The 23677-nt window shown below is 35.8% G+C and carries 24 protein-coding genes and 1 tRNA gene; 12 read left to right on the top strand and 13 right to left on the bottom strand.

Annotated features, from left to right (window positions below; all coding sequences use genetic code 11):
* Positions 1–134 precede the first annotated feature (134 nt).
* Positions 135–2912 (bottom strand): excinuclease ABC subunit UvrA, encoded by a 2778-nt coding sequence (gene uvrA, locus IWC72_RS15655; protein WP_194530409.1) that lies wholly within the window; start codon positions 2910–2912, stop codon positions 135–137.
* 245 nt (positions 2913–3157) lie between these two features.
* Between uvrA and IWC72_RS15660 the strand changes: the two genes are divergently transcribed.
* From IWC72_RS15660 to IWC72_RS15670, 3 genes are all read left to right on the top strand, one after another.
* Positions 3158–3739, top strand: coding sequence for a sigma-70 family RNA polymerase sigma factor (locus IWC72_RS15660; RefSeq protein ID WP_194527116.1), 582 nt, complete (start codon positions 3158–3160; stop codon positions 3737–3739).
* Between the two features lie 74 nt (positions 3740–3813).
* Positions 3814–3957 (top strand): hypothetical protein, encoded by a 144-nt coding sequence (locus IWC72_RS15665; protein WP_194527117.1) that lies wholly within the window; start codon positions 3814–3816, stop codon positions 3955–3957.
* Between the two features lie 413 nt (positions 3958–4370).
* A complete protein-coding gene (locus tag IWC72_RS15670; protein ID WP_194527118.1) occupies positions 4371–4952 on the top strand; it encodes an RNA polymerase sigma factor in 582 nt (193 codons plus the stop codon).
* 237 nt (positions 4953–5189) lie between these two features.
* Here IWC72_RS15670 and IWC72_RS15675 read toward each other — a convergent pair whose 3' ends face one another.
* Positions 5190–5852, bottom strand: coding sequence for an endonuclease III domain-containing protein (locus IWC72_RS15675; RefSeq protein ID WP_194527119.1), 663 nt, complete (start codon positions 5850–5852; stop codon positions 5190–5192).
* A gap of 50 nt (positions 5853–5902) precedes the next feature.
* Between IWC72_RS15675 and bcp the strand changes: the two genes are divergently transcribed.
* The gene (bcp, locus tag IWC72_RS15680) at positions 5903–6358 is read left to right on the top strand and encodes a thioredoxin-dependent thiol peroxidase (RefSeq protein WP_194530410.1); all 456 of its coding nucleotides are present in this window, start codon (positions 5903–5905) and stop codon (positions 6356–6358) included.
* 67 nt (positions 6359–6425) lie between these two features.
* Here bcp and IWC72_RS15685 read toward each other — a convergent pair whose 3' ends face one another.
* On the bottom strand, positions 6426–7889 hold the full coding sequence (locus tag IWC72_RS15685; protein ID WP_194530411.1) for a TonB-dependent receptor: 1464 nt from the start codon (positions 7887–7889) through the stop codon (positions 6426–6428).
* A 77-nt stretch (positions 7890–7966) separates the two neighbouring features.
* On the opposite strand from IWC72_RS15685, the gene IWC72_RS15690 reads away from it, so the two are divergent.
* Entirely contained in the window at positions 7967–8743 is a 777-nt protein-coding gene (locus IWC72_RS15690) for an MBL fold metallo-hydrolase (RefSeq protein WP_194530412.1), read from the top strand.
* A 20-nt stretch (positions 8744–8763) separates the two neighbouring features.
* The gene (locus IWC72_RS15695) at positions 8764–9258 is read left to right on the top strand and encodes a hydrolase (RefSeq protein ID WP_194527123.1); all 495 of its coding nucleotides are present in this window, start codon (positions 8764–8766) and stop codon (positions 9256–9258) included.
* Between the two features lies 1 nt (position 9259).
* On the opposite strand, the gene IWC72_RS15700 is transcribed toward IWC72_RS15695, so the two are convergent.
* The 6 genes from IWC72_RS15700 to IWC72_RS15725 all read right to left on the bottom strand — a co-directional run bounded on the left by IWC72_RS15700 (position 9260) and on the right by IWC72_RS15725 (position 14969).
* On the bottom strand, positions 9260–9919 hold the full coding sequence (locus tag IWC72_RS15700; protein ID WP_194527124.1) for an alpha/beta hydrolase: 660 nt from the start codon (positions 9917–9919) through the stop codon (positions 9260–9262).
* Entirely contained in the window at positions 9919–10239 is a 321-nt protein-coding gene (locus IWC72_RS15705; RefSeq protein WP_194527125.1) for a hypothetical protein, read from the bottom strand. Before IWC72_RS15705 ends, IWC72_RS15700 begins: the two co-directional genes overlap by 1 nt.
* 87 nt (positions 10240–10326) lie before the next feature.
* Complete coding sequence (locus IWC72_RS15710; protein ID WP_194530413.1) at positions 10327–10641, bottom strand: DUF4870 domain-containing protein; 315 nt, start codon at positions 10639–10641, stop codon at positions 10327–10329.
* A 30-nt stretch (positions 10642–10671) separates the two neighbouring features.
* A complete protein-coding gene (locus IWC72_RS15715) occupies positions 10672–11931 on the bottom strand; it encodes a dihydroorotase (protein ID WP_194530414.1) in 1260 nt (419 codons plus the stop codon).
* Positions 11928–13880, bottom strand: coding sequence for a BatA domain-containing protein (locus IWC72_RS15720; RefSeq protein ID WP_226979595.1), 1953 nt, complete (start codon positions 13878–13880; stop codon positions 11928–11930). Before IWC72_RS15720 ends, IWC72_RS15715 begins: the two co-directional genes overlap by 4 nt.
* Before the next feature lie 81 nt (positions 13881–13961).
* Positions 13962–14969 (bottom strand): glycosyltransferase family 2 protein, encoded by a 1008-nt coding sequence (locus IWC72_RS15725; RefSeq protein ID WP_194530415.1) that lies wholly within the window; start codon positions 14967–14969, stop codon positions 13962–13964.
* Positions 14970–15099: 130 nt separating this feature from the next.
* Here IWC72_RS15725 and IWC72_RS15730 point away from each other — a divergent pair.
* A tRNA-Ser gene (locus IWC72_RS15730) sits at positions 15100–15184 on the top strand.
* Between the two features lie 80 nt (positions 15185–15264).
* Here the strand turns inward: IWC72_RS15730 and IWC72_RS15735 are convergent.
* Both IWC72_RS15735 and IWC72_RS15740 read right to left on the bottom strand, forming a co-directional pair.
* Complete coding sequence (locus tag IWC72_RS15735; protein WP_194530416.1) at positions 15265–16155, bottom strand: GDSL-type esterase/lipase family protein; 891 nt, start codon at positions 16153–16155, stop codon at positions 15265–15267.
* A 110-nt stretch (positions 16156–16265) separates the two neighbouring features.
* Entirely contained in the window at positions 16266–16694 is a 429-nt protein-coding gene (locus IWC72_RS15740; protein WP_226979596.1) for a YchJ family protein, read from the bottom strand.
* Between the two features lie 62 nt (positions 16695–16756).
* On the opposite strand from IWC72_RS15740, the gene IWC72_RS15745 reads away from it, so the two are divergent.
* The 4 genes from IWC72_RS15745 (at position 16757) to IWC72_RS15760 (ending at position 21371) form a co-directional block, all read left to right on the top strand.
* Positions 16757–17614: a sugar phosphate isomerase/epimerase family protein gene (locus tag IWC72_RS15745; RefSeq protein WP_194527130.1), complete on the top strand. Its 858-nt coding sequence runs from the start codon at positions 16757–16759 to the stop codon at positions 17612–17614.
* Positions 17615–17820: 206 nt separating this feature from the next.
* On the top strand, positions 17821–20202 hold the full coding sequence (locus tag IWC72_RS15750; RefSeq protein ID WP_194530417.1) for a TonB-dependent receptor: 2382 nt from the start codon (positions 17821–17823) through the stop codon (positions 20200–20202).
* 187 nt (positions 20203–20389) lie between these two features.
* Positions 20390–20746 (top strand): pyruvate kinase, encoded by a 357-nt coding sequence (locus IWC72_RS15755; protein ID WP_194527132.1) that lies wholly within the window; start codon positions 20390–20392, stop codon positions 20744–20746.
* A 58-nt stretch (positions 20747–20804) separates the two neighbouring features.
* Positions 20805–21371, top strand: a complete 567-nt coding sequence (locus IWC72_RS15760) for a TlpA family protein disulfide reductase (protein WP_194527133.1) — start codon at positions 20805–20807, stop codon at positions 21369–21371.
* Between the two features lie 16 nt (positions 21372–21387).
* Here IWC72_RS15760 and IWC72_RS15765 read toward each other — a convergent pair whose 3' ends face one another.
* Positions 21388–21783 (bottom strand): DUF983 domain-containing protein, encoded by a 396-nt coding sequence (locus IWC72_RS15765; RefSeq protein WP_194527134.1) that lies wholly within the window; start codon positions 21781–21783, stop codon positions 21388–21390.
* Between the two features lie 198 nt (positions 21784–21981).
* Here IWC72_RS15765 and IWC72_RS15770 point away from each other — a divergent pair, with 198 nt between their 5' ends.
* On the top strand, positions 21982–22857 hold the full coding sequence (locus IWC72_RS15770) for an AraC family transcriptional regulator (protein ID WP_194527135.1): 876 nt from the start codon (positions 21982–21984) through the stop codon (positions 22855–22857).
* A gap of 42 nt (positions 22858–22899) precedes the next feature.
* Here IWC72_RS15770 and IWC72_RS15775 read toward each other — a convergent pair whose 3' ends face one another.
* A complete protein-coding gene (locus tag IWC72_RS15775) occupies positions 22900–23664 on the bottom strand; it encodes a TIGR02757 family protein (protein WP_194527136.1) in 765 nt (254 codons plus the stop codon).
* Between the last annotated feature and the right edge of the window lie 13 nt (positions 23665–23677).

Here is a 23677-nt window from a genome sequence, read left to right on the forward strand (position 1 = left end):
CGCTTGATATTCAGTATTTTAAATATTGCATTAAAATTTTAAAAACCAGAACGTATAAGGTTCAATTGTAGTTAAAACAAAAGACCATACTTTCAATAATGAAAATATGGTCTTGCTTTTTGAGTTTTGTATAGCTACAATTTCTCTTTCAAGTATTTTGCTGTGAAGGAAGTTTTACTGTTAATAATTTCTTCTGGAGTGCCTTCGGCAAGAAGCTGCCCGCCATTCTCTCCACCTTCAGGTCCAAGGTCAATAATATAATCAGCACATTTAATCAATTCAATATTGTGCTCTATGACTATTACGGAATGCCCTTTAGAAATTAACGCATCAAAAGATTTAAGAAGTTTCTTAATATCATGAAAATGCAAGCCAGTTGTAGGTTCGTCAAAAATAAATAAAGCTTTATCTTTTGTTGTGCCTTTTACTAAGAAGGAGGCAAGTTTAATTCGCTGCGCTTCTCCGCCAGATAGGGTAGAGGATGATTGTCCTAAAGTAACATACCCCAAACCAACATCTTGTAGGGGTTTCAGCTTATTTACAATTTTGGTTTGCTTGTTCTTATCAAAAAAGGTAATAGCATCATCAATGGTCATATTCAAGACACCATCAATATTAACATCTTCGAACTTTACTTCTAAAACTTCCTTTTTAAAACGTTTACCATCGCAGGTATCACACTTTAAGTGTACGTCTGCCATGAACTGCATTTCCACTGTTATTTCACCTTCGCCCTTACATTTTTCACATCGGCCTCCATCAACATTAAAAGAAAAGTGTTTGGCTTGGTAGGCTCTTATTTTACTAAGTTTTTGAGAAGCAAATAGATTTCTTATATCATCATAAGCCTTTATATAGGTTACTGGATTAGAGCGAGAAGACCGCCCAATAGGGTTTTGGTCAACAAACTCAACATGTTTTATAGACTTATATTTTCCTGTAACGGAAGTAAACTGACCAGCTTTTTCACCGTAACCACCAACTTCTTTAAGAATGATAGGGTATAACAGTTTTTTAACCAAAGTGCTTTTTCCACTACCGGAAACTCCGGTGATAACAGTGAGCATATTAAGAGGAAAGGTTACATCTATATTTTTTAGATTATTTTCACGAGCCCCTTTTATAGTAATATAGTCTGTAGAAGTTCTTCTTTTACTAGGTACCACAATTTCTTCCGTACCGTTCAAGTAACTTGCGGTTAATGAAGTTGACTTTAAAACTTCCGTTAATGTGCCATGGGCAACTACCTCACCACCATGAGTGCCGGCTTCTGGGCCAATGTCTATAACTTCGTCTGCAGCTTTCATGATATCCTCATCATGTTCCACAACAATAACGGTATTTCCTAGGTCGCGTAAAGACTGTAACACTTCTATGAGGTTTTCAGTATCTTTTGGGTGTAGCCCTATACTAGGTTCGTCCAAAATATACATGCTTCCTACAAGGCTACTACCTAAGGACGTGGCCAGGTTGATGCGTTGACTTTCTCCCCCTGAAAGTGAATTTGATTTTCTGTTCATTGTTAGGTAGCTCAACCCCACCTTATATAGAAAACCTAATCTGGTATTGATTTCCTTTAAAAGACGTGAGGCTATTTTCTGGTCATATTTGTCAAGAACCAATTCTTCAAAAAACGGAATTAATTTTTTGATAGGTAATTCTACCAAGTCAGATATGTTCTTGCCGCCAACCTTTATATAGTTAGTTTCTTTTCTTAATCGTTTTCCGTTACAAACGTTGCATCTCGTTTTTCCGCGGTATCGAGAAAGCATAACCCTATTCTGTATTTTATAGCTTTTTTCTTCTAACTGCTCAAAAAACTTGTTGAGGCCTATAAAATGGTCGTTACCTTTCCAAACCAATTGTTTTTGTTCTTCAGATAGTTCAAACCAAGGTTTATGAATAGGAAAATCGAATTTATAGGCAGAATTTACAAGTTGATCTCTATACCACCCCATACTCTCACCGCGCCAAGGAAAGACTGCATTTTCATAAACAGACAGGGCAGTGTTAGGTACTACAAGGTCTTGGTCAATACCAATAACATCTCCGTACCCTTCGCACTTTGGGCAAGCCCCATATGGATTATTGAAACTGAATAAATGTACATTCGGTTCTAAGAAAGACATTCCGTCTAACTCAAACTTATTACTAAAAGGAGTTTGGTTTTGGGTAGAAAGTTCCTCAATAGTACATTCGCCCTTGCCTTCAAAAAAAGCGGTATCAATGGCATTGGCCAAACGATTGTAAAAATCTTCATCGTCTTTAACAATAATACGGTCAACGACCAATTCAAAATTTCTTTCAATGTCTTCTGGCGCATTATCTATGCGAAACACCTCATTATTATACTTTATTCTCGCATATCCTTGTTTGGATAATAGTTGAAGAGATTTTAACGTTTCTCTAGTTTCATCTATGGTAATAGGTGCTAATAAAAGTAGTTTAGTTCCTTCTTCATATGATCTTACATGCTCAACAACATCTGTAACGGTATCTTTTTTTACCTCTCGACCAGAAGTAGGGGATATGGTACGTCCAATACGGGCATATAATAACTTTAGATAATCATAAATTTCTGTAGTGGTACCTACGGTAGATCGTGGGTTTGTAGAATTTACTTTTTGTTCTATAGCAATAGCAGGTGCTATACCTTTTATGTAATCTACCTTTGGTTTGTCTAATTTTCCCAAGAACTGTCTTGCGTAAGAAGAAAGACTTTCTACATATCGTCTTTGACCTTCTGCATATAACGTGTCAAATGCCAAGCTAGACTTTCCTGAACCAGAAAGCCCTGTAATAACAACAAGTTTGTTACGAGGAATAACAACATCAATATTCTTTAAATTATGCAATTTTGCACCTTTAATTATAATGTTGTGTTTGGGATTTACATCTACTATTTCAGCCATGTTCTTATCTAAGTTTGCAAAGATACGATATGAAGAATTCAATAACTAAAATTGTATGGATCGCATTAAAAAATGTATGTATAACAATAGAAATTTTCAAAAGTCATTTAATTTTATCTATATTTGAACCCTAATAAAACGTTAATAGGCCTATAGCATAAAATTACTTTTAGAAAGATTAAAACATTAACTACAAGACCTTTCCATAGGGAAGGCGTCTAGTTTTAACTATTAAAGTAATTGTTATGGATATATTGACAGAAGACTCCCTTCTTATTAAAAATTACGTTTCCGGTGATGAAAAAGCACTGGAAATATTGATTGAAAAGCACAACCAGCGGTTGAGTAGTTTTATTTATTCCAAAGTAAATAACCGTAATATTACCGAAGACATTTTTCAGGATACCTTTATTAAGGTAATTAAAACACTAAGACGTGGTGCCTATAATGAAGAAGGTAAATTTTTGCCTTGGGTTATGCGTATTGCCCATAACCTTATCATAGACCATTTTAGGAAAAGTAGTCGAATGCCTATGTTTGGAGGGGCAGATAGTTTTGATATTTTTTCTTTGATAGGAGATGAAAAGCTCAATGCAGAGAGACAATTGATCAAAGACCAGATAGATTGTGATTTAGAAGCTCTTGTTGCGGAGTTACCTGCGGACCAGAGAGAGGTTTTGATTATGCGTATATATAAGGATATGAGTTTTAAAGAGATTTCTGAAAATACTGGAGTAAGTATCAACACGGCTTTGGGAAGAATGCGCTACGCTTTAATAAACCTTAGAAAGATCATTGATCAACACAATATTGTTTTAACGAATTAATAAGCGGTAGGTCGAACCGATTCATTATATTTACCTTAGTGACGTTATAATGCTGTAACAATACTAAAATAGATATGGAAAAAATTTACGCTACAGAATCGGACAAATGTAGATTGGCTAAAGCAAAACCTTCAACAGTGAAGTTTCTATTAGATTATTCAAAGGCATTAGAAATAACAGAAGTAAATGGCTTACAGTTTGAATCGAATTTGAACTAGTACTAGTTCTTTAAAGTATATATAGCCCTGGCAATGAAAATTGCTGGGGCTTTTTTGTAGGAAATAACCAGTTATACTTACTGTCTTTATAGTACATACTATATGTTATATCTTATTTCTTGTAAAGAGACATATTATAACCCCACATTTGTGGTATTCTTCAGAAGTCTGATTTCGTGTGGCTAACGCACTACATTGCATTTTATTTTGCAGAAAAATAGAAAAGTAGCTTTTCACATCAAAAACTGGCGGTTTTACAACAATGTTTTTTTCTAGAGGCCTCTATTATCTAGTTTTATATCATAATTAACAACAAGGTCATCCACCAAAGGATAAAAATAGAACTCAAAATAACTAAATAACGAAAAGCCTTTCTTAGAAAGTCTCAAGTCAAAAACTAAAAACCCTACACCATGAGCTCACAAATCGAAGATTCAGTATTAGTAAGAGATTATATCAGCGGAGATGAAAAAGCACTTGAAGTCCTAATCAACCGTCACAACCAAAGAATTTCTAGTTTCATTTATTCAAAAGTTCTAGATAGAGACGTTACTGAAGATATCTTTCAAGATACTTTTATTAAAGTGATTAAAACTTTAAAAAGAGGTTCGTATAGTGAAGAAGGTAAATTTTTACCATGGGTAATGCGTATAGCACACAACTTGATTATTGACCATTTCAGAAAGAACAAAAGAATGCCAATGTTTGAAGGTAGTGATGACTTCAATATATTTTCGGTAATTGGCGATGATAAGTTGAATGCAGAAAAACAAATTATAAAAGACCAGATTACTTCTGACTTAAAGCACCTGATCGAAGAGTTACCGGATGATCAAAAAGAAGTTTTAGTTATGCGTATCTATAAAGATATGAGCTTTAAAGAAATCTCAGAAAATACAGGAGTAAGCATCAATACTGCCTTAGGTAGAATGCGTTACGCTCTGATTAATCTTAGAAAAATCATAGACAAGCATAACATAGTTTTAACGAATTAATAGATCGCTAATAATTTTTGACAATATTTCCATTCTAGTTGCGTTATCCTTTGTATAACAATACTACTATTATGGAAAAAATTTACTCTGAGAACCTTGAAAGAGGTAAAGCTATACAAGCAACAAAAGAAACAATCAACTTTTTGCTTAGTTTTTCAAAGCAATTTCATATTGTTGAATACAAGAATTTTCAATTTGAAAACAGCTTGAATTAAAATATATATTAAGACCCGATTTTTAACGGGTCTTTTTTGCTTTGTAATAGCCGTCTATCACGGTTTTTCTGCCAATGGTCTTGGTAATGATGTCATTATCTAAATTCCATCCTCGGGCAGGCGAATATTCTCTACCGTACCAGATAATCTGAAGATGCAGGTCGTTCCATATTTCTTTTGGAAATAAACGCTTGGCATCTTTTTCTGTTTGAACCACATTTTTTCCATTCGTAAAACCCCAGCGGTACATTAACCTGTGAATATGGGTGTCCACAGGAAAAGCTGGAATACCAAAAGCTTGTGAAACTACAACACTTGCCGTTTTGTGCCCCACGGCGGGAAATTCTTCTAAAAGTTCTATCTCTTGTGGAACTACACCATCGTATTTTTCAATCAAAATTTCTGAAAGCCCATGAATTCCTTTTGATTTCATAGGGGATAATCCAACCGGTCTTATAATATCACGAATTTCCTCCACAGATAGTTTTACCATATCGTACGGATTATCTGCTCTTTCAAATAAAAGAGGGGTGATTTGATTTACTCTAACATCTGTACTTTGAGCAGACATGAGTACGGCAATCAATAAAGTGTAGGGGTCTTTATGGTCTAATGGAACCGGAATGGAGGGATAAATTTCCTTGAGAGTTTTAATAGTAAAATCAACCTTTTCCGCTTTTGTCATTTTTGTCTAATTTTGGCAATGAAAATTGAAACACAAAATAAAGAAGTGCTATGAACACATTGCAAGTAGGAGACAAAGTACCCGATTTTTCATCGAAAGACCAAGATGGTAATACAATTAAATTATCTGATTTTAAAGACAAGAAATTAATTGTCTTCTTTTATCCAAAAGCAAGTACTCCAGGTTGTACTGCAGAAGCATGTAATTTACGAGACAATTATGCGGAGCTGCAAGCCGAAGGATATGAGTTGTTGGGAGTAAGTGCAGATTCAGAAAAGAGACAGACTAACTTTAAGAGAAAATATGATTTTCCATTTCCATTATTGGCGGATGAGGATCATACTGTAATTAACACTTTTGGTGTATGGGGACCTAAAAAATTCATGGGTCGTGAGTACGATGGTATTCATAGAAAAACGTTTGTTGTTGATGGTAATGCAATTGTAATTAAGGTAATTGATAAGGTAAAAACCAAAGACCATGCAGCTCAATTACTTGAAGAATAATTGTATTTGTAAAAATTTATTCAAATTGATTTAATTAAAAAGGGGGCTTAAGCCCCCTTTTTAATTATTATTCTATTTTGTCTTCTTTTGATTTTACTAACTTCCTGGTAAACAGGTTTTCATCTTTAATTATCTGAGGTATACCTTTAGGAAGCATTTCTTCCCATCCTTCTTCATTATTGATGAGTTTTTTAAGAGCATCTCTTGAAAAAATATGCATAATCTCGGGGTCATAATCTATAATGTCCATGACCTTTCCATTGTACTTAAAGAACTTGTACAATTCTTTCATTCTTGGGTGAACCTTTATATTGTTGCTGGTCATGATTTGACCAGTTTCAGCATTTTTCATAGGGTAAAGGTAAACCTGTAATTCTTTGAAAAATAGTTTTCCGAAAGCTTCCAAAATACCTCCGGATAAATGCCTGTAGTATTTCTCATCAAAGATATCCACCAAGTTGTTAACCCCCATGGTAAGACCAATTTTAGCCTTAGTATATCTATTAAAGTATTCTACTAGCTTAAAATACTCTTGAAATTTTGATATCATTACGGTGTGACCAAGAGAGCAGAGCAACTCAGCACGATCCATGAAATCTTGTTCATCTATTTCACCCGAAGCCTTTAAGTTAGAAAGGGTTATTTCAAAAATAACCATAGTATTTTCTTGGTCTACCGCAGGATCACGAACAAAGATGTCATATGATTTATGAAACATGTCCATATTTACCTTAGTAACCGGTCTAAAACTTCCGCGTAATGCCAAAATATTTTTTTTGTACAATGCAGAGGCAGGAAGGAAGTTATTCCCGTCAGGGCCAAACATAACCGCATCGGTCATATCATTACGTATAAGCTGAAGACTCATTAACCTATTGTCTACATCTTTAAAATTAGGACCAGAAAAGTTTACCATATCAATCTCTACGGTATCCTTATCTATATGGTCGTAAAGATATTTCAACATTTTCCTTGGCTTGTGGTACTTGTAAAAAGCACCATAAATCAAATTAACACCTAGAATACCTAAGGTTTCTTGCTGCAAACGTGCCTCGTTCTGCTTAAAACGAATGTGTAGTATGATTTCATCTAGTTCCTTCTGGTTAGGGTCTAATTGAAAGCGAATCCCTACCCAGCCATGGCCTTTATATCTTTTAGAAAAATCTATGGTCGCAACCGTGTTGGCGTAAGAAAAGAATAAACGATCAGGGTGTGTTTCACGACTAATACGCTCTTCCATAAGGGTCATTTCATGAGAAAGCATCTTTTTAAGTCGCGATTGTGTCACATAACGCCCATCTTTTTCAATACCATAAATGGCATCGCTAAAATCCTTGTCATAAGCGCTCATCGCCTTGGCAATGGTACCTGAAGCGCCTCCGGAACGGAAAAAATGACGCGCCGTTTCCTGGCCCGCACCAATTTCCGAAAACGTTCCGTAAATGTCAGGGTTTAAGTTGATTCTCAAAGTCTTAGCTTTGATAGAAGGGATATTCTCAAATACGGTATCTCGTTTTAAAACTGAAGCCATTTGGTCGATTTTGCTTTCAACAAAGTTAACAAGATCGGGTTATCTATTAAATTTTTTAGTTATAAATTTGACTCTAGATGAACGATGCGTTAAAAATAACCTTTTTGGGTACGGGTACTTCTCAGGGAATCCCAGTAATAGGCAGTAATCACCCGGTTTGTAGTAGTGAAGACCCAAGAGATAAAAGACTGCGAGTTTCTGCATTGGTTTCATGGAAAGATTATAATTATGTCATTGATTGTGGTCCTGATTTTAGGCAGCAGATGCTTACAAACGAGGTAATCACTTTAGATGGCATTCTTTTTACTCACGAGCATTCTGATCATACCGCTGGCTTAGATGATATAAGACCCTACTTTTTTAGACAGGGAGATGTACCTGTATATGCTCATAAACGAGTGGCCGACTCTCTTAAAAAGCGTTTTGATTATATCTTTGCCGATGAAAATAGATATCCTGGAGCACCAGCAGTAGCGGTCAATCTTATTGATAAGGATAATCCTTTTACGGTTGGAAGTGTTAAGGTGATTCCAATTGAGGCTAGCCATAATCGCATTAAGGTTCTAGGTTTTCGCATTAAAGATTTCACCTATTTAACGGATGTTAAAACCATTACTAGTGAAGAAGCGGAAAAAGTAAAAAACAGTAAGGTTCTTGTTATTAACGCACTTCGGGAGGAGCCTCATCATTCGCATTTTAACTTAAAAGAGGCTCTGGAGTTTATTGAGGAAATGAAACCAGATGTTGCTTATCTCACCCATATTAGCCATATGTTAGGGTTTCATGCACAAGTTGAAAAAAAATTGCCCAAAAATGTACATTTGGCATACGATAATCTAACCATTACAGTTTAAAGTACAAACCATATTTATTTATGAAAAGTAGAATCGTTTTTTATCTATTGATTTTTGTATCACTTATTTGCCTTTATCTTTTTGTGAGTAATGGAAAGATGGCCGATGTAAAAGATGAGCGTATTGCTAAGTTGGAAGCTGAAATAGATCAGTTAAAAGACTCGGTGCAAGATGCAAAATTAAAGGTGTTGGAAATGCAATACTTTTCCTTGGAAAACAATGATGATGCTTTGGCGTATTATGATCATTTGCAATTGGAAAACCCATCAAGATATATAGCAGATAAGCTCCTTGAGACCAATGAAAGTAAGGGTGATAACCCTTTAGTGCCTTACGAGGGCATGGAAAGCGATTTTAAGATAAATAAAATTAAAGTTTTAAATCATAAATGGATTCTAACGGATTTTTCCGATGGAAAATATTGGGGAGAACTTTTAATTAAGTACGAGCTTAAAGATGATTTGGGAGTAGACTTCACTATGCTAGACCATTTGCTGTATACCCGCAGCGAATAGGTTAGATTTTATCTGCCAACCACTTCTTAAAGGAATAGAAGTTTTGAGGAGCAACGCCATGACCTACGGGGAATTCCTCATAAACATGATCAATGTTCAAATTCTTTAGAAATTCTGGTGCACGTTGTGCCCATTCCGGTGGAATCACTTGGTCTACCTGGCCATGCGACACATAGATTTTTAAATCGGAATGGTCTTTTTCTGTATAGCCTTTCTTTAGAATGGCCTCGTTTATATATCCGCTTAAGGCAATTACATTTTTTATTTTCTCAGGATAGGATAAAGCAACGGCATAGCTTAAAATGGTACCTTGACTAAATCCTAAGATAGTAACACGTTCAGAATCTAGGTTGTAGGTGTTACAAGCTTCATCTATAAAAGCGACAATCTTGTCCCGTGAAGTTTTTGCTTGCTCATCATCGCTCCATTTACCTTGCTGGGCATCAAAATTAATAGCATACCATGCATTTCCATAAGGTTCCATAGGGTAGGGCGCCCGCACTGAAATCACACAAAGTTCTTCGGATAGTTCAGGTGCAAAAGAAAATAAGTCTTCTTCATTGCTGCCATAACCATGAAACATAAATAGAACGGGAGGTTTCCCGTCAGTTAATGAAGATGGTCTGATCAAATGTTCTAAGGATAGGGGAGCTGTTGTCATTATATAAATTTAAGCCATTTTTGAATCAAGCCTCCAACAAGGGGCACGGATTGTCTTTTTTCCTGTAAAGCGCCAATAAAACCATACCACCAAAGTACAAAATAGCAAATGTATAGCCCGTACCAGGCATATTGATTAAACCATTGGCTAAGAAATAAAGCGAAACCTAAGAAGAATAAATGTAGCCCAAGAGCTTGACGAATATGAAATCTGGCAAACTCATTTCTAGTTTCGGAGTTCATACTCAGGGCTATAAGCGAGCCTATTAAAGTAAAATAAGCCGTTAGGGCCGCAGTTTTTCCTTCTTTTACTGTATTCATGGAGCCAAAGTTAGTGTAAGCGATAGTCATGCACAAAAAAAAGAGACCTTGTTCCGGTCTCTTTTATCTTATATTTTAAAGTTTAGTTTATCCGATATCACCTACCAAAGGAATCTTTTCCACTTTACCGTTCATAGCATTTAGAGCCCCTATTATAGCTAGGATCAACCCCACATATTGCAGATAACCTAACATGCCTATACCGGTAAACATAATTAAAAGTTTCGCGATAAAGCCAACGACTATTCCTGTAATCCACGCTCTAAGTGCTTGGCCTATGTGAAAAGTAGTGAATTCATTATTCTTGCCTCTGTTCATAAAGTATGCGACAAGTGTACCTAGAAGAGTTATATAGCTAATAATAGCCATTGTTTTTCCTTCTTCAATTGTATTATGGTTCATGTGGTTGGTTTATAAAATGGTGGATTTATTTTATTCGTTTGTAATGTATTGTCCATTGTTGATAGTGCTGTACACTTTCCCTATTAATTCGGCGCCAATAAACATACTGTTTTTTGACGTAGATTCTATATGTTTTTCATCAAAAACGTATGTCTCGTCGGGGTTGAAAAGGGTAAGACAGGCAGGCTCTCCTTCTTTTAATATAGGTGATTTTATCCCGTATCGCTCTCGTCCTTTAGATAGTAAATCTATTGTGGTTTCTATACCTAGAAGCTGATTAAGACTGCCAAATATAGTTTCAAGACCAGTGGTTCCAAAGGAAGCGTTATCAAATTCCACTCGCTTTTCCTCTATGTTCATAGGGGTGTGGTCACTTGTAATGAAATCTATAGTTCCATCTTTTAATCCTTTTATTAGCGCCTTGGTATCTGCTTTTGTGCGTAATGGAGGCAATACTTTGTATGCAGAATCAAACTGTTCCAGAACAGCATCAGTATATATTAAATTGTGAACTGCTACGCTGCAGCTTACATTCAATCCTTTTTTCTTGGCATCGGAAATTAATTTTACAGATGTCGCTGTTGAAATAGTGGGTATGTGTAATTTACCTCCTGTATATTCAAGAATAAAAAGGTCTCTGGCTACCTGTAGGTCTTCTGCTAAAGTTGGAATTCCTTTTAAACCTAGTTTAGTGGATACCTCTCCTTCGTTTACGATTCCTTTTCCGGCTATTTTTGTATCCATGGGAAAAGAATATACCAAGCCGTCAAAATTCTGAACATATTGCAGTGCTATTTTTAATAGGTTAGCATTGGTCATAGGTAGTTTGTAATCATAAAAACCTACAGCTCCAGAATTTTTCATGTCGTATAACTCGGCCAAATCATTACCATCCGCTTTCATGGTGAGGGTACCTAACGGATATAAGTTGGTGAGTTGATTTGCAGCGGCATTTTTAAGATATACAATATCTGAACTGCTGTCTGGGCAAGGGTGCATGGTGGGGTTAAGGATTACATCTGTAAATCCACTTTGTGCAGCTACCTGGAGTCCGTTTTCAATAGTCTCACGCTCCTCATAACCAGGTTCACCAAAAGAAACACTACTATCAAACCAACCGATTGACCCATGTAAATTTTTGTGCTTCACAACCTGAGTTTTACCTTCTGGCTCTATTTTGGCAGCAATCTTGACGATAATACCATTTTTGATATGAATATCTCGCGTCTTTAAATGAAGCGATTCATTATTCTTATCAATTATTTTTACCGATTTTAAAAGAATGTTCATTTAAGATATTTTTGAATAAGTGCTTCAATAAACAGCAATACCAACGCTAAAATAACAAACCATTTCCAAAGCTCTGTAACACTATTGTCTTTTTCAATGGTTTCGAACAAAGATGAAATTGTGGTTGATGTAGTTGCTATTTTTTGTTCGTTCACATTTATATAGGAAAGATTGCTTTCATTTCTATTATAATTAAAGCTTATATATTTTATGGTTTTACCGCTTTGCCGTATTGCATAACTACCGTCTTCTTGAAGGCCTTCATCAAAAGAAAGCGATACTTTATTGTTTAGTGATTGTTGTTGCGGAATAAACTCATAATCTCCTTTTTTCAATTTTAGAATATCATCTTGGGCCAATGAGGTTGGAATATCAATAGATATAGATTCTCCCAAAACGGAATATAGAGGAGGCAACTTTAAGCTGCCTGCTGCCATATTGTAAAAGGTTGGGACCACTAACGGTGAGTTGATGAAATTGGAATTTTCTGTGGATAATGATGCAGTGAATAAAAAGAACGATTTACTACCCACCAAAAACGGTTCGTTCCCTTGAAAGGTCAATGCGCTTGGGGCAGTGGTGGTTATTTGATAAAATTCGGATGCTTTGGGATATTGAAAGTTCGTTACATTTTTCTCAAATACATTTTGATACAGCGGATGCGAAAAAGATATAGTTGTTATCTCACGCGCACCACGTACTTTTTGCAAAATGGTAGAGGAACTATAGCTTGCTGTTAGTACATCATAAGAATTTAAATTGATGTCCGCAGCGGGTATAACGGCTAAATGTCCTCCGTTATCCGTAAATGCTTTTAAGCTGGTTGTTAGAGATGAGGGAATCTGATATAAATTATTCAGTATAATGAGGTTTTGCGATGCCAAAGAAATATAATTCAGACTCTTTAAGTCTGTTGCTGTATAAATAAACTCATCATCGGTAAAGATTCTATCTAGGAAATTATTTTGCGAATCAATTACAGCAAGTACTTTTATTTTTTCCTTTTTGTCTATCGTAAAATAAAGCAGGTTGTCATAAGTAAGTCCAGAATCTGATATTTCAATTTTTCCGTCAAAAGCTTCATTATTGGGAATTGAAAAATTTACGGTTGCTGTTTTTGAATCATTGAATGAAGCAGATGTTTTTGCCACCAATTTTTCTCCGTTAAATAGCGAAACGGGGATGTTTTCTAAACTACCGGAACCGGAAAGATTTACCAGTAAATTTAGGTTTTCTGAAGTCTCGGATTCTATGTACGCAGAATCGATAGCCACGTTTTTAATGTCATCAAAACGTAATGCCACCCAGTGCGAATTTATGCTAGTAACGCTATCTGTTTGAGGAGCTCCCATAAGTTGTTGAAAATCAGAAAGAATAATCAAATTTTTCTCTGTAGTTGGATCAGAGGAAAAAAGGGTTCTTCCTTTTAGATAGATTTCATTTATCTTTAACTGATTGTTGCTATTTTGCAACGCAATAATCTCATCTTGAATGTCTTGTAAGTTTGTGTTTTTGAATATTTTTGAATTGGTAAATAGTGAAAATCGATCTTCTGGATGTAATTTTTTGATTAACTCCTGAACAGCATTTTCTAAGAGCGTATTACTCTCTTCTTTCAGTTGCATACTAAAAGAATCATCTAAGTAAATGACAGTTTCCTTATCCTTCAAGGCTGACTTTTTAGCAAAAAAAGGTTGTGCGAAAGCGAATATAAATGCTGCTAACAATAGCATTCTGGTGAAGAGTAACAACCACTTTTTTAAGGTATTGCTCTGACGTGATTCTGAAACTACCTTCTTTAAAAACTTAACATTGGTAAATGGTGTTTTCTTAAAACGGCGTAGTTGGAATAAATGAATAAAAATAGGAATCAGGAGAAGAAAAAGGGCCCAAAAGAGTTCTGGATATTTAAATTGCATTTCCTGAATTGAGTTACCAAAGATAGGCATTTCGTGCTTTATTGCTACTCAACTAGAAAAGTAATTTTAAAGGATGTAAAAAAATATTGGATAATGCTTGGTGTTCAGTTTTTAACAAAAAAAGAAATAGTCTTCCATGGGTTTTTTATTGAGTTTTGAGAAGAACTTTTTAATTTGTACTTGTGCGCCTGCATTTGCTACGGTAATAATACTTTGAGCATTAGACAATGACTTTAGTTTGCTAAAATGAAACATTTCTTCACCATAAATATGTTTTCCTATCTTCTTTGGGTTGTCACAGACCCAATAAAAATCTATGTTTTGTTCCTGAAGACTTTTTATGATTTCTTTTCCTTTTGCGCCGGCACCCCAAACGGCTAAAGGTCGGTTTGGTATATAATCTAACTTTAGAAAATAGCGTAGTTTAATATCTAGAAAATAGTTTTGGGCATAATGCTCACTCGTTCTTGAAGTTCTTGTGTCATAATCACGCCACATATGCAGTAATTTGAAACACGCAATGCATTTGAGTCCGTTTTCATAGAAACGAAACGCCAGGTCATAATCTTCCGGATATAGGTTAGGGGTAAAGGCACCACAGAGGTCTAAATCTTCTCTGTGAACCATCCAACAAGGAGAAGGTATCACACATTCTTTGTATATTTCGGTATAGTTATCTCCTGTTTGGGTGAGTGCGTTCAGCCATTTTTCATAGCGTTCATAACCATTGCTGATACCACGATGAGAAAAGTAATGTACCTGTCCAATTGCTAGATGTCCCTTTCCATGTTCTAAAAGTGATTTTACCATGATTTCCAGTTTTTCGGGAGTCATAATGTCATCAGAATCCATTCGGGTAATGAATTGACCATTACTATGTTTGTATGCCGTTCGTAGAGCTTCTATGATGCCATTTCCCTCATTATCAATCAGCTGTATGCGAGAGTCGTTTTTTGCGAAAGCATGAACCAAATTCCGGCTACCATCCGTACTACCATCATTTACGGCAAGCACTTGCCAATTCTCGTAACTTTGCGACACAATGGAGGTAAGGCATTGATTTATAAAGGATTCTGTGTCTTTAAAAGGAATAAGTATACTAACAAGAGGCTGCTGCATAAGCTGCAATTTAGGAAAATTGACATCCAAATGAAGTGACGAGGAATAAAAATTTAAAAAAGATTTTACCAACTAGAAAAAGGTTACTATATTTGCACCCGCATTCAGGGAATACCTGATGAGGCGCTCGGGAGAAATGGCAGAGTGGTCGAATGCGGCAGTCTTGAAAACTGTTGAGGGTCACACCTCCGGGGGTTCGAATCCCTCTTTCTCCGCATAAAAACCCTGTAAACATTATGTTTACAGGGTTTTGTTTTATAGTTAGTTTTCCAATTAATTTACTTTGAAGACTTTACTACAGTTTCATAAGTTCACCAATTTTCTTTTTCAGTATCGGGTTCCAAAGGGTATAGCCTAACGCGTTCATGTGAAGCCCATCGTTTAGAAAAATGTCAGAACGGACCGTACCATCTTGTTGTAGCATTGCTGTAGAAATATCAACAAATTGCATATGTTCTTCATTTTCACAATATTCAAAAAGAAGTTCATTGGTGCGTATTTTGTTTTTGGCAACTTCCTTTCCTAAGAAATCATCAATTAAAGTAGGCTTCATGGCAAGGAGTAGTACTTCGGTTTCAGGAAAGTCTTTCTTTATCTTGGTGAGCAACTCATCATAAGCGGCTACGGCAACGCTTGGGGATTTTCCGGCCTCTACGCCTATATCCGAATAGATAACTAAAACAGACGGTGCATGTTTCTTTATAACATCGTCGTAATAATAAATTATTTCAGGAATGCTTGCTCCGCCAAAACCTCTGTTAATAATAGGAAACTCAGGAAAAGCCTTGGCTGTTTCCCAATGCACTATACTTGAACTGCCTACAAAAAGAACCGAGTTTTTAGGAAAAGTATTTCTACTGTCAAAACGCTGAAAGTTTTCTATTGATTTTTTGAATCGGTCAAGAGCAATAGTGTTGTTCTTTTTGAACTTTTCTTGATTAAGGTGATAAAGAGATAGTGCTTTTTTATATTTTTCAGGAGATTGGTTATAATCAATTTGATGCTCAGACCAATACGCCCAAGATTTTTGTCGGAATTCTTTTTTGTTTTTCGATTTAACTTCTTCATCTAATAGATTTTCTAGGTATTCCAAGAACTCTTGGTCATTGAAGGTTGTTGAAGTTTCTTGAGCAAAATTAGAAATGCTGAATGCCAGAAAAAATATGGCAGAGAATATATTTTTCATAGGGTTTGGAGTGTCTTTTGCTAAAGTAAAGAATTAAATAAATTCAGTTAACCTTAAGTCAAAATTATTTATTCGGAGTTGAGATTAGATATAATGACGGGTAGAATTAATTAGATTGACGTATGCTCACCATCCACATACACCCAATGTCCGTTTTCTCTTTTAAAATTTGAGTTTTCATGAATGACTCCCATTTGCCCGTTTTCCGTATAATAAGCTTTGAATTCTACAGAGCCTTCCGTGTCATTCTCGGTTCCTTTGGTGGAATGTAGGATTTCTAATTTTATCCAGGTAACAGATTTGGCCCAAGCTTCTATTTCTCGTTTTTCGCGTTTATTTGGTCGGGTAGAGCTATGTTGGCTTTTTTGCAGATAATTAACATCCCCTAAAACAAAAGCACTGTAGCGGGAGCGCATCAAAACTTCCGAAGTATTGGCATTGGTAATGCTTTCATGAGCTTTTTGACAGCAGCTACTGTAAGTGTTTTTAGGGTTACAAGGGCATTGCATCTGTATCAATTTTAAGTCTAAAATACACATTTGGATTATTTTTAATAGGATATAGTATCTTAGCATTCTTCACTAAATTCAAATAATTGAAAATGAAAAAAATTAATGTACTTCTTGTTTGTCTTCTTATGGGGGCTACTTTGTTTGTAAATGCCCAAGATAATTATGGTGGATTGGCACTATATACTCTGAGAGATGATATGGCGTCTAATGCGGAAACTACGCTTAGAGCCGTTGCGGATGCGGGCTATAAATATATTGAAGCGGCAGGTTATGACGATGGAAAGTTCTATGGAATGACCCCGGTGGAGTTCAAGAACACTCTAAAAGAATTGGGACTAAAACCAATTAGTAGTCATCAAGCATCGGTAACTCTAGAAAATGCAGATGCCATGATAGCGGATGTAAAAACCGCAGGTTTTAAGTATTTCGTAATTCCTATTCCACCAATGGGACTTTTTACTTTTGAAGAAGAAGGTATGAAAATGGGAATGACCGGAGGTGCAGAAAACTTAGCGAACATTCTTGACGAATTGGGCGCTAAATGCAAGAAACAAGGACTTAAACTGCTTTATCATAATCATGATTTTGAATTTATGAAAGATGAAGATGGAGTAGTGGTCATAGATTACCTATTGGAAAACTGTAACCCTAAGTTGGTTAACTTCCAAATGGATTTGTTTTGGGTAACAAAAGCGGGCGCCGATCCAGTTGAATACTTCAAAAAATATCCAAAACGTTTTAAGATTTGGCATGTTAAAGACATGAATGAAGAAGGTTGGTTTGCTCCGGTAGGCACTGGTAGTATTGATTTTGGCCGTATTCTAGCACAAAAGAAATTATCGGGTATGAAGTATTATATGGTAGAACAGGACAAAACCTTTAAAATGAAACCTTTGGAGGCTATTAAAGTGAGTCATGAAGGACTAAAAAAGTTTGATTTCAACTAAAACAAATTAAATATACATTATTAACCACGGTCAAATGATCGTGGTTTTTTTATGGTTTAAATGTTAAAATTTAGGTTCTTAAAACTTGTAAATCAAACACTTATTTTTCTTCTATTTAGATTGAGTATAAATAACTTGGTCAAGTATTGGTGGTGACTTACATTTGTGTCATCAAAATTATTTATAACAAGTCTAAATAAAATTTAATGAAACCAACACTCTTACTATTTATGTTCAGCTTAGTTTTTGGCTATGCTCAAGAACAACAACATACAATTCAAGGAAAAGTAACTGCCGGTGACGGGGAACCCGTTGCTTATGCCCATGTTTCGGTGGTAAAAAGTAAGAATGGTGCCGCTGCAGATGAGAATGGCGTTTATAAGATTTCAGGGGTAACTTCAGGTACATATGAACTTTATGTAAGTGCAGTGGGCTTTAAGCCGCTTAAAAAACTAGTAACTATTACTAATAGTAACGTAACCTTGAATTTTATTGTCCGTATGGATTCCGAATTGGATGAAGTAGAAGTATTCGGCTCGCGATACGAACATCCGGATAAAATAGAGGCTTTAACGCGATTACCTTTGGCGACCTATGATCAGATACAGAGTATATCCGTAATCTCTGAAAAAGTAATTGAAAACCAAGGTAACTTAACAATTGCCGATGCTACCAAGAATGTTCCCGGTGTATATTCTTTTGCTACTTATGGAAACCGGAGTGAAAGTATGTCTTCTCGTGGATTTAGGGGAATTCCCATTCTTAAAAATGGCGTGCGTGTACACTCAGATTTTAGAGGGCAAGGTATTTTAACCGATATGCAAGGTGTAGATAATATTCAAGTTTTAAAGGGTGCGGCTTCCATTACTCAAGGTGTAGCCACAGATTTAGGTAGTCCAGGTGGGGTTATTAATATTGTAACCAAGACGCCTAAGTATCAGTACGGAGGTTCTGCTTCATTACGTGGAGGCAGTTTTGGACAAGCAAGGCCTACTTTTGATGTTTACGGACCTTTGAACGATAAAAAAAACACGGCGTTCCGTATTAACGGAGCTTTAGAAAGGGCAGATAGTTACCGTGCTAGTGTATCCTCACAACGTTTTTATATCAACCCTTCTTTTGAATGGCGAATTGATGAAGGTACGACCTTAACCCTAGAAATGGATTATTTTGATGATAGTAGAACTCCAGATCCGGGTACCGTTAACCTTAGTGCAGATGACACCAATTCCATTTATGATTTACCGCATGAGCAGTTTTTGGGCTATAAAGAGGATAAATACCTTACTCAGAATGCTACCTATTCTGCGCGTTTCAAGAAAAAGATTAATGATAAGCTAAGTATAAATGCAGCGTATTTCGCTTCTAAATTAGACCTTGATGTAAAGAATGCCAGTATTGGCGGTGTTGTTAATGACGCAGATGGAAACCCTGTTTACAACCTGAGAGAAAGAGGGTACGCTACATCTACCAGAGGCGATAAGAACAGCGTTTTACAAATTGATCTTATTGGGGACGAAGTACAAACAGGAGGCATCAGTCATACCTTTCAGGTAGGAATGGATTATAGAAAAACAACATTTAGTACGTTTAGCAACAGCGCTGCCGTTGTAGATACTCTAGATGTTTTTGGTACAATCTCAAATAGTACACCTGATAATATTGAATTAACAGGGGATGTAACGGGAGGTTCGGAATCTAGGTCCATTGGTTTTGTGGCACAAGATGTAATTACCTTCAATTCCTGGTTGAAATCTTTCTTAGGGTTCCGGTACAGTACTACCGAAACCAGCACAGATGCGGAAATCACCGATAGCGATGCCTTTAACCCACTTGGGGGTATTATTATTTCTCCTTTAGAAAACGTGAATGTTTTTGCTTCCTATACCAATAGTTCCTATCCATTAAATGGGACAAGGTTAAGCGCAGACGGCACAGAACTGGGTAATGAGCGTTATGATCAACTTGAAGCAGGAATAAAGACCAACTGGTTAGATAGTAGATTACGCTTCAATCTTACGTATTTTAAAATTAACAACAAAGACATGAACCTTCCTGTATACGATGAAAACTGGGTGGCTACAGGTTTTTACGAAAAAGGAGGTAACGACCAACGCCAAGGGGTTGAAGTAGAACTTACGGGTCGTATTCTTGATAATTTTGAGGTCATTACGGGTTATTCCTATATTGATGCGCAGTATAAGGAACACACGTCTTACGTTTACGGTTCAGCGCCTTTGAACACGCCTAAACACACCTTTAACGTTTATGGAAACTACTCCTTCAAAAACAATTTAAAAGGGCTTTCGGTTGGAGCTGGAGCGTACTATACGGGAGAGCGCCCTATAAACAACTGGAGTGCAGGTCCTGTTACGCATGAGGGAATTGTTCCTCTTCAAGAGCCTTTTGATGTTGAAGCATATACGCTTGTAAATGCACAGGTAGCCTATCAAATTAACCAAAATTGGGGTGTTCGTGTATTGTTGAATAATATTTTCGATGAAATTGGTTACAATGCTTATCGTACTCGTTACATCAACCAAACAGATCCTAGAAGTTTTTACGGAATGGTTACCTATAAGTTCTAGATTCAAGAGTTTTAAGTAAGTATTTTTTAAGGATGTTGATGCCATTGTATCAACATCCTTTATTTTTTCTGTGGATGCTTAGCAATCAATCTTCTATCCACCAAGAATACCATTTGTTAATAATTTCTTACATCCTAATTCTTTGAAAACCGTTTGAAGCCTTTAATTTTGGATGCTTTTTAGACCCATGGAAGAACTCAAAGTAGGCGACAAATTATACAACACTAAACAAGAAGGTTTTAACGATTTTGTACGATATTCTTTTTCGGAAGTTGTTAAACTCACTAAAACTTTAGCGGTATTAAGAAATGGCGTAAAGCTGATTAATCGTCCTAAAATATCCTATATTACTGAGAGTATCGGTTATTCGGTCAATCGTCAGAAAGGTGTACATTGGCACTTGGTTTCCCTTGAGGCCATACGGAACGCTCAAATCGAAAATGAAAAAATTGCGGCTCACGACTGGTTTGAAAACAAAGAGTTTACCTTACAAGAAAAACAATGGATCTATAGACAGTTCAAAAAAATGAGCGAAAAAAGTTAGTTAATAGATTCTTCTACTTTAAACTATCGCTTTTTAATTTGTAGTTATATTTATGGGAATGAAAAAAAGAAAGCTTAGTATTAGTGATGGTGTTTTGTTGGTCTTTATACTGTTACTAGTCATTCCCCAGACACGTAAACCAATACAGGTGGCGCTTAATAGCGTGAAAATGCAATTTTTTTCTCCTTCTAAAATAAGCGAAGAAAATCAAACGGTTATAGAGTCTTTTAACTATAGAGTTGAAACCTTGAATGGTGAAAACATTTCTCTGGAAATCGGAAGAGGTAGAGTCACATTTATTGGGTATTGGGCAACTTGGTGCCCTCCGTGCATTGCCGAAATGCCCAGTATTCAAAAATTATATGATGATTATGGAGATTCTGTAAACTTTCTCCTTCTAACAAATGAAGAACCTGAAGTTGTAAAACGTTTTTTGGAGAAAAAGAAATTTATATTACCCGTTTATATTCCCAGAATGCAGGCGCCAGAAGCGCTTTATGACAGAAATATACCTACTAACTTTGTAATTGACAAAACAGGTAAGATAGTTGTAAAAGAGACCGGTTCTACAGATTGGAATGCTAAAAAAATCAGAGCAATTTTAGAAACTTTAATTGCGTCTTAGTCTCTAAGTTTAAGTCTTACACCTTTTGCTTGTGTTTTAGATGCTGGCCATAATGCAAGAAGAAATTAATCCAAATATTTCTTGATAAACGAAGGACAATAGGTAAGACCAATATCATTTCTGCCACTATTATAAAAAAAGTGGTTAGGAGACTTATATCTAAAATAAAAAAACAAAAAAATAAGGCAACACTTGCAAAAGCAAGACCTACTGGGTAACTCACGTACATAGCCCCATAAAAGAAAGAAGGCTCTATTTTGTACTTTGTATGGCAGTGTCCACAGCGTTCTTCCATTTTTAAAGTACTTGACAGTTTGTACGGGTTACTTTCCAAGTACATGCTTTCATTTTGGCAAACGGGACAGGCCCCAGTGAAAATGCTATAAATTTTTGTGCCTTTTAAAAATTCCATACCTCACTATTTAGTTTATTTATAAAAGATGTTATACAAGTTAAAAAGAATTAATATCTAATTGTACTTTTTAAACCTATAGAAATTCAGAGGGAACAAGTATTTGTTAGATTATTCAACAAATATATGTCCTTTGAAACTATTATGTCTTATATGTTTATCGCAGTTTTTTGTACTTTTAGGACATAATTAGCTCTCATGAAGATTGTACCGGTACTACAAATAGAACAATTTGATGAAGAAAAAACTTCGGTTGAGTTTTATAGCAATGATTTGGCAGCACATTTAAAGAAGAACGTGGCCATTGTGTATAAACCACACAAACATGATTTTTTCTTGTGTGTTGTATTTTTAAAGGGAAGTGGGACGCATGAAATAGATTTTAGTTCATACACTATTGGCGATGGGAGTATATTTTTTCTTAAACCTGGGCAAACTCATAGTTGGAAGTTTGACTCTCAACCAGAGGGTTATATTTTCTTTCACACCCAGTCTTTTTTTGAGTTCAGTATTGCTGATGTGAAACTGCAACAATTCCCTTTTTATTATTCGTATAAGAATCCGCCTAACTTAACTTTGTCCTCCTTAGAGTTGGAGAAGGTGACTAATCGTTTCAGAGAAATTAATGAAGAGTATCATGGTAAAGCCACTTATAGAAAACAAAAATTATCCAGTCTTATCAATCTAACTTACATAGATTTAAGTAGAATGTATACTGCTTTTGATACTCCAGAAAATGTAGTGTCTTCTACATATTTAAAGATTCTTTCTGATTTGGAAAGAATTATAGAACAGTTTTATAGAACTGAAAAGCAGGCTCATTTTTATGCAGATAAACTTAATATTACTACGAAGCATTTAAACCGAGTAACCAAGAGTACTTTAGGAAAAACTACAACAGAACTTATTTCTGAACGTATTCTTTTGGAAGCTAAACGGCTGATTGTGCATTCAAAAAGTTCACTGGCTCGCGTCTCAGAACAACTTGGGTATGAGGATTACGCTTATTTTTCACGTGTTTTTAAATCGAAAACTCGGTTAACTCCAATGGAATTTAAAAAACGATATCAATAATTGATTTCGTTAGAGTGTAGATGATGTTCAGCTTTATACATTTTAGAATTTTTCAAAAACTCCCAAACCAAAAAGGGCAAAGTCATATTTGACGGGGTCCACAGAATCAAGTTTGCGTAAGTTTTTATCTAGTTCGGCAAGTGCTTTTGCATCATTCTGTTTCCGGGTAAGTAGTTTTAATTTTCTACCCACGTTTCCAGAATGAACATCCAGTGGGCAGGATAGCAGACTAGGGGAAATACTTTTCCAAATTCCAAAATCAACAGAAGTGGCATTGCTGCGTACCATCCACCTTAAAAACATATTAATGCGTTTTGCCGCAGAACCTTTCAATGGGTCACTAACATGTTTTTGAGTCCGGGAAGGATGTGGCAGTTCAAAAAACGTTTTCTTAAATTCAGAAATAGCTGTCTGCATAGATTGTTTATCTGCGTGTTTGGCAAACACAACTTCTAACCCACCATGGTTTTGATAAATATTTTGCAAGCTCTTTATAAAATAACCCAAATCTTGACCATTAAAAGTACGATGAACGAAGGACGAGAGCTCCTTATTATTCTCATCTGTAAACTCTAAAACGTAATCATAAGGAGAGTTGCCCATAAGGTTCATTAACTTATTGGCATTGTTAATGATGCTCTTACGATTTCCCCAAGCAATAGTGGCCGTGAGAAATGCGCTAATTTCAATATCTTCTTTACGAGAGAATTTATGCGGAATCTGAATAGGGTCCGTTTCCAAGAATTTGGGGTGTTCGTACTCCAATACCTTGGCATCTAAAAATTGCTTTAGTTCGGTACGGTTCATTCGGGGTAAAATT

Origin of the sequence: Zobellia roscoffensis (genome assembly GCF_015330165.1) — a bacterium.
Classification (GTDB): domain Bacteria; phylum Bacteroidota; class Bacteroidia; order Flavobacteriales; family Flavobacteriaceae; genus Zobellia; species Zobellia roscoffensis.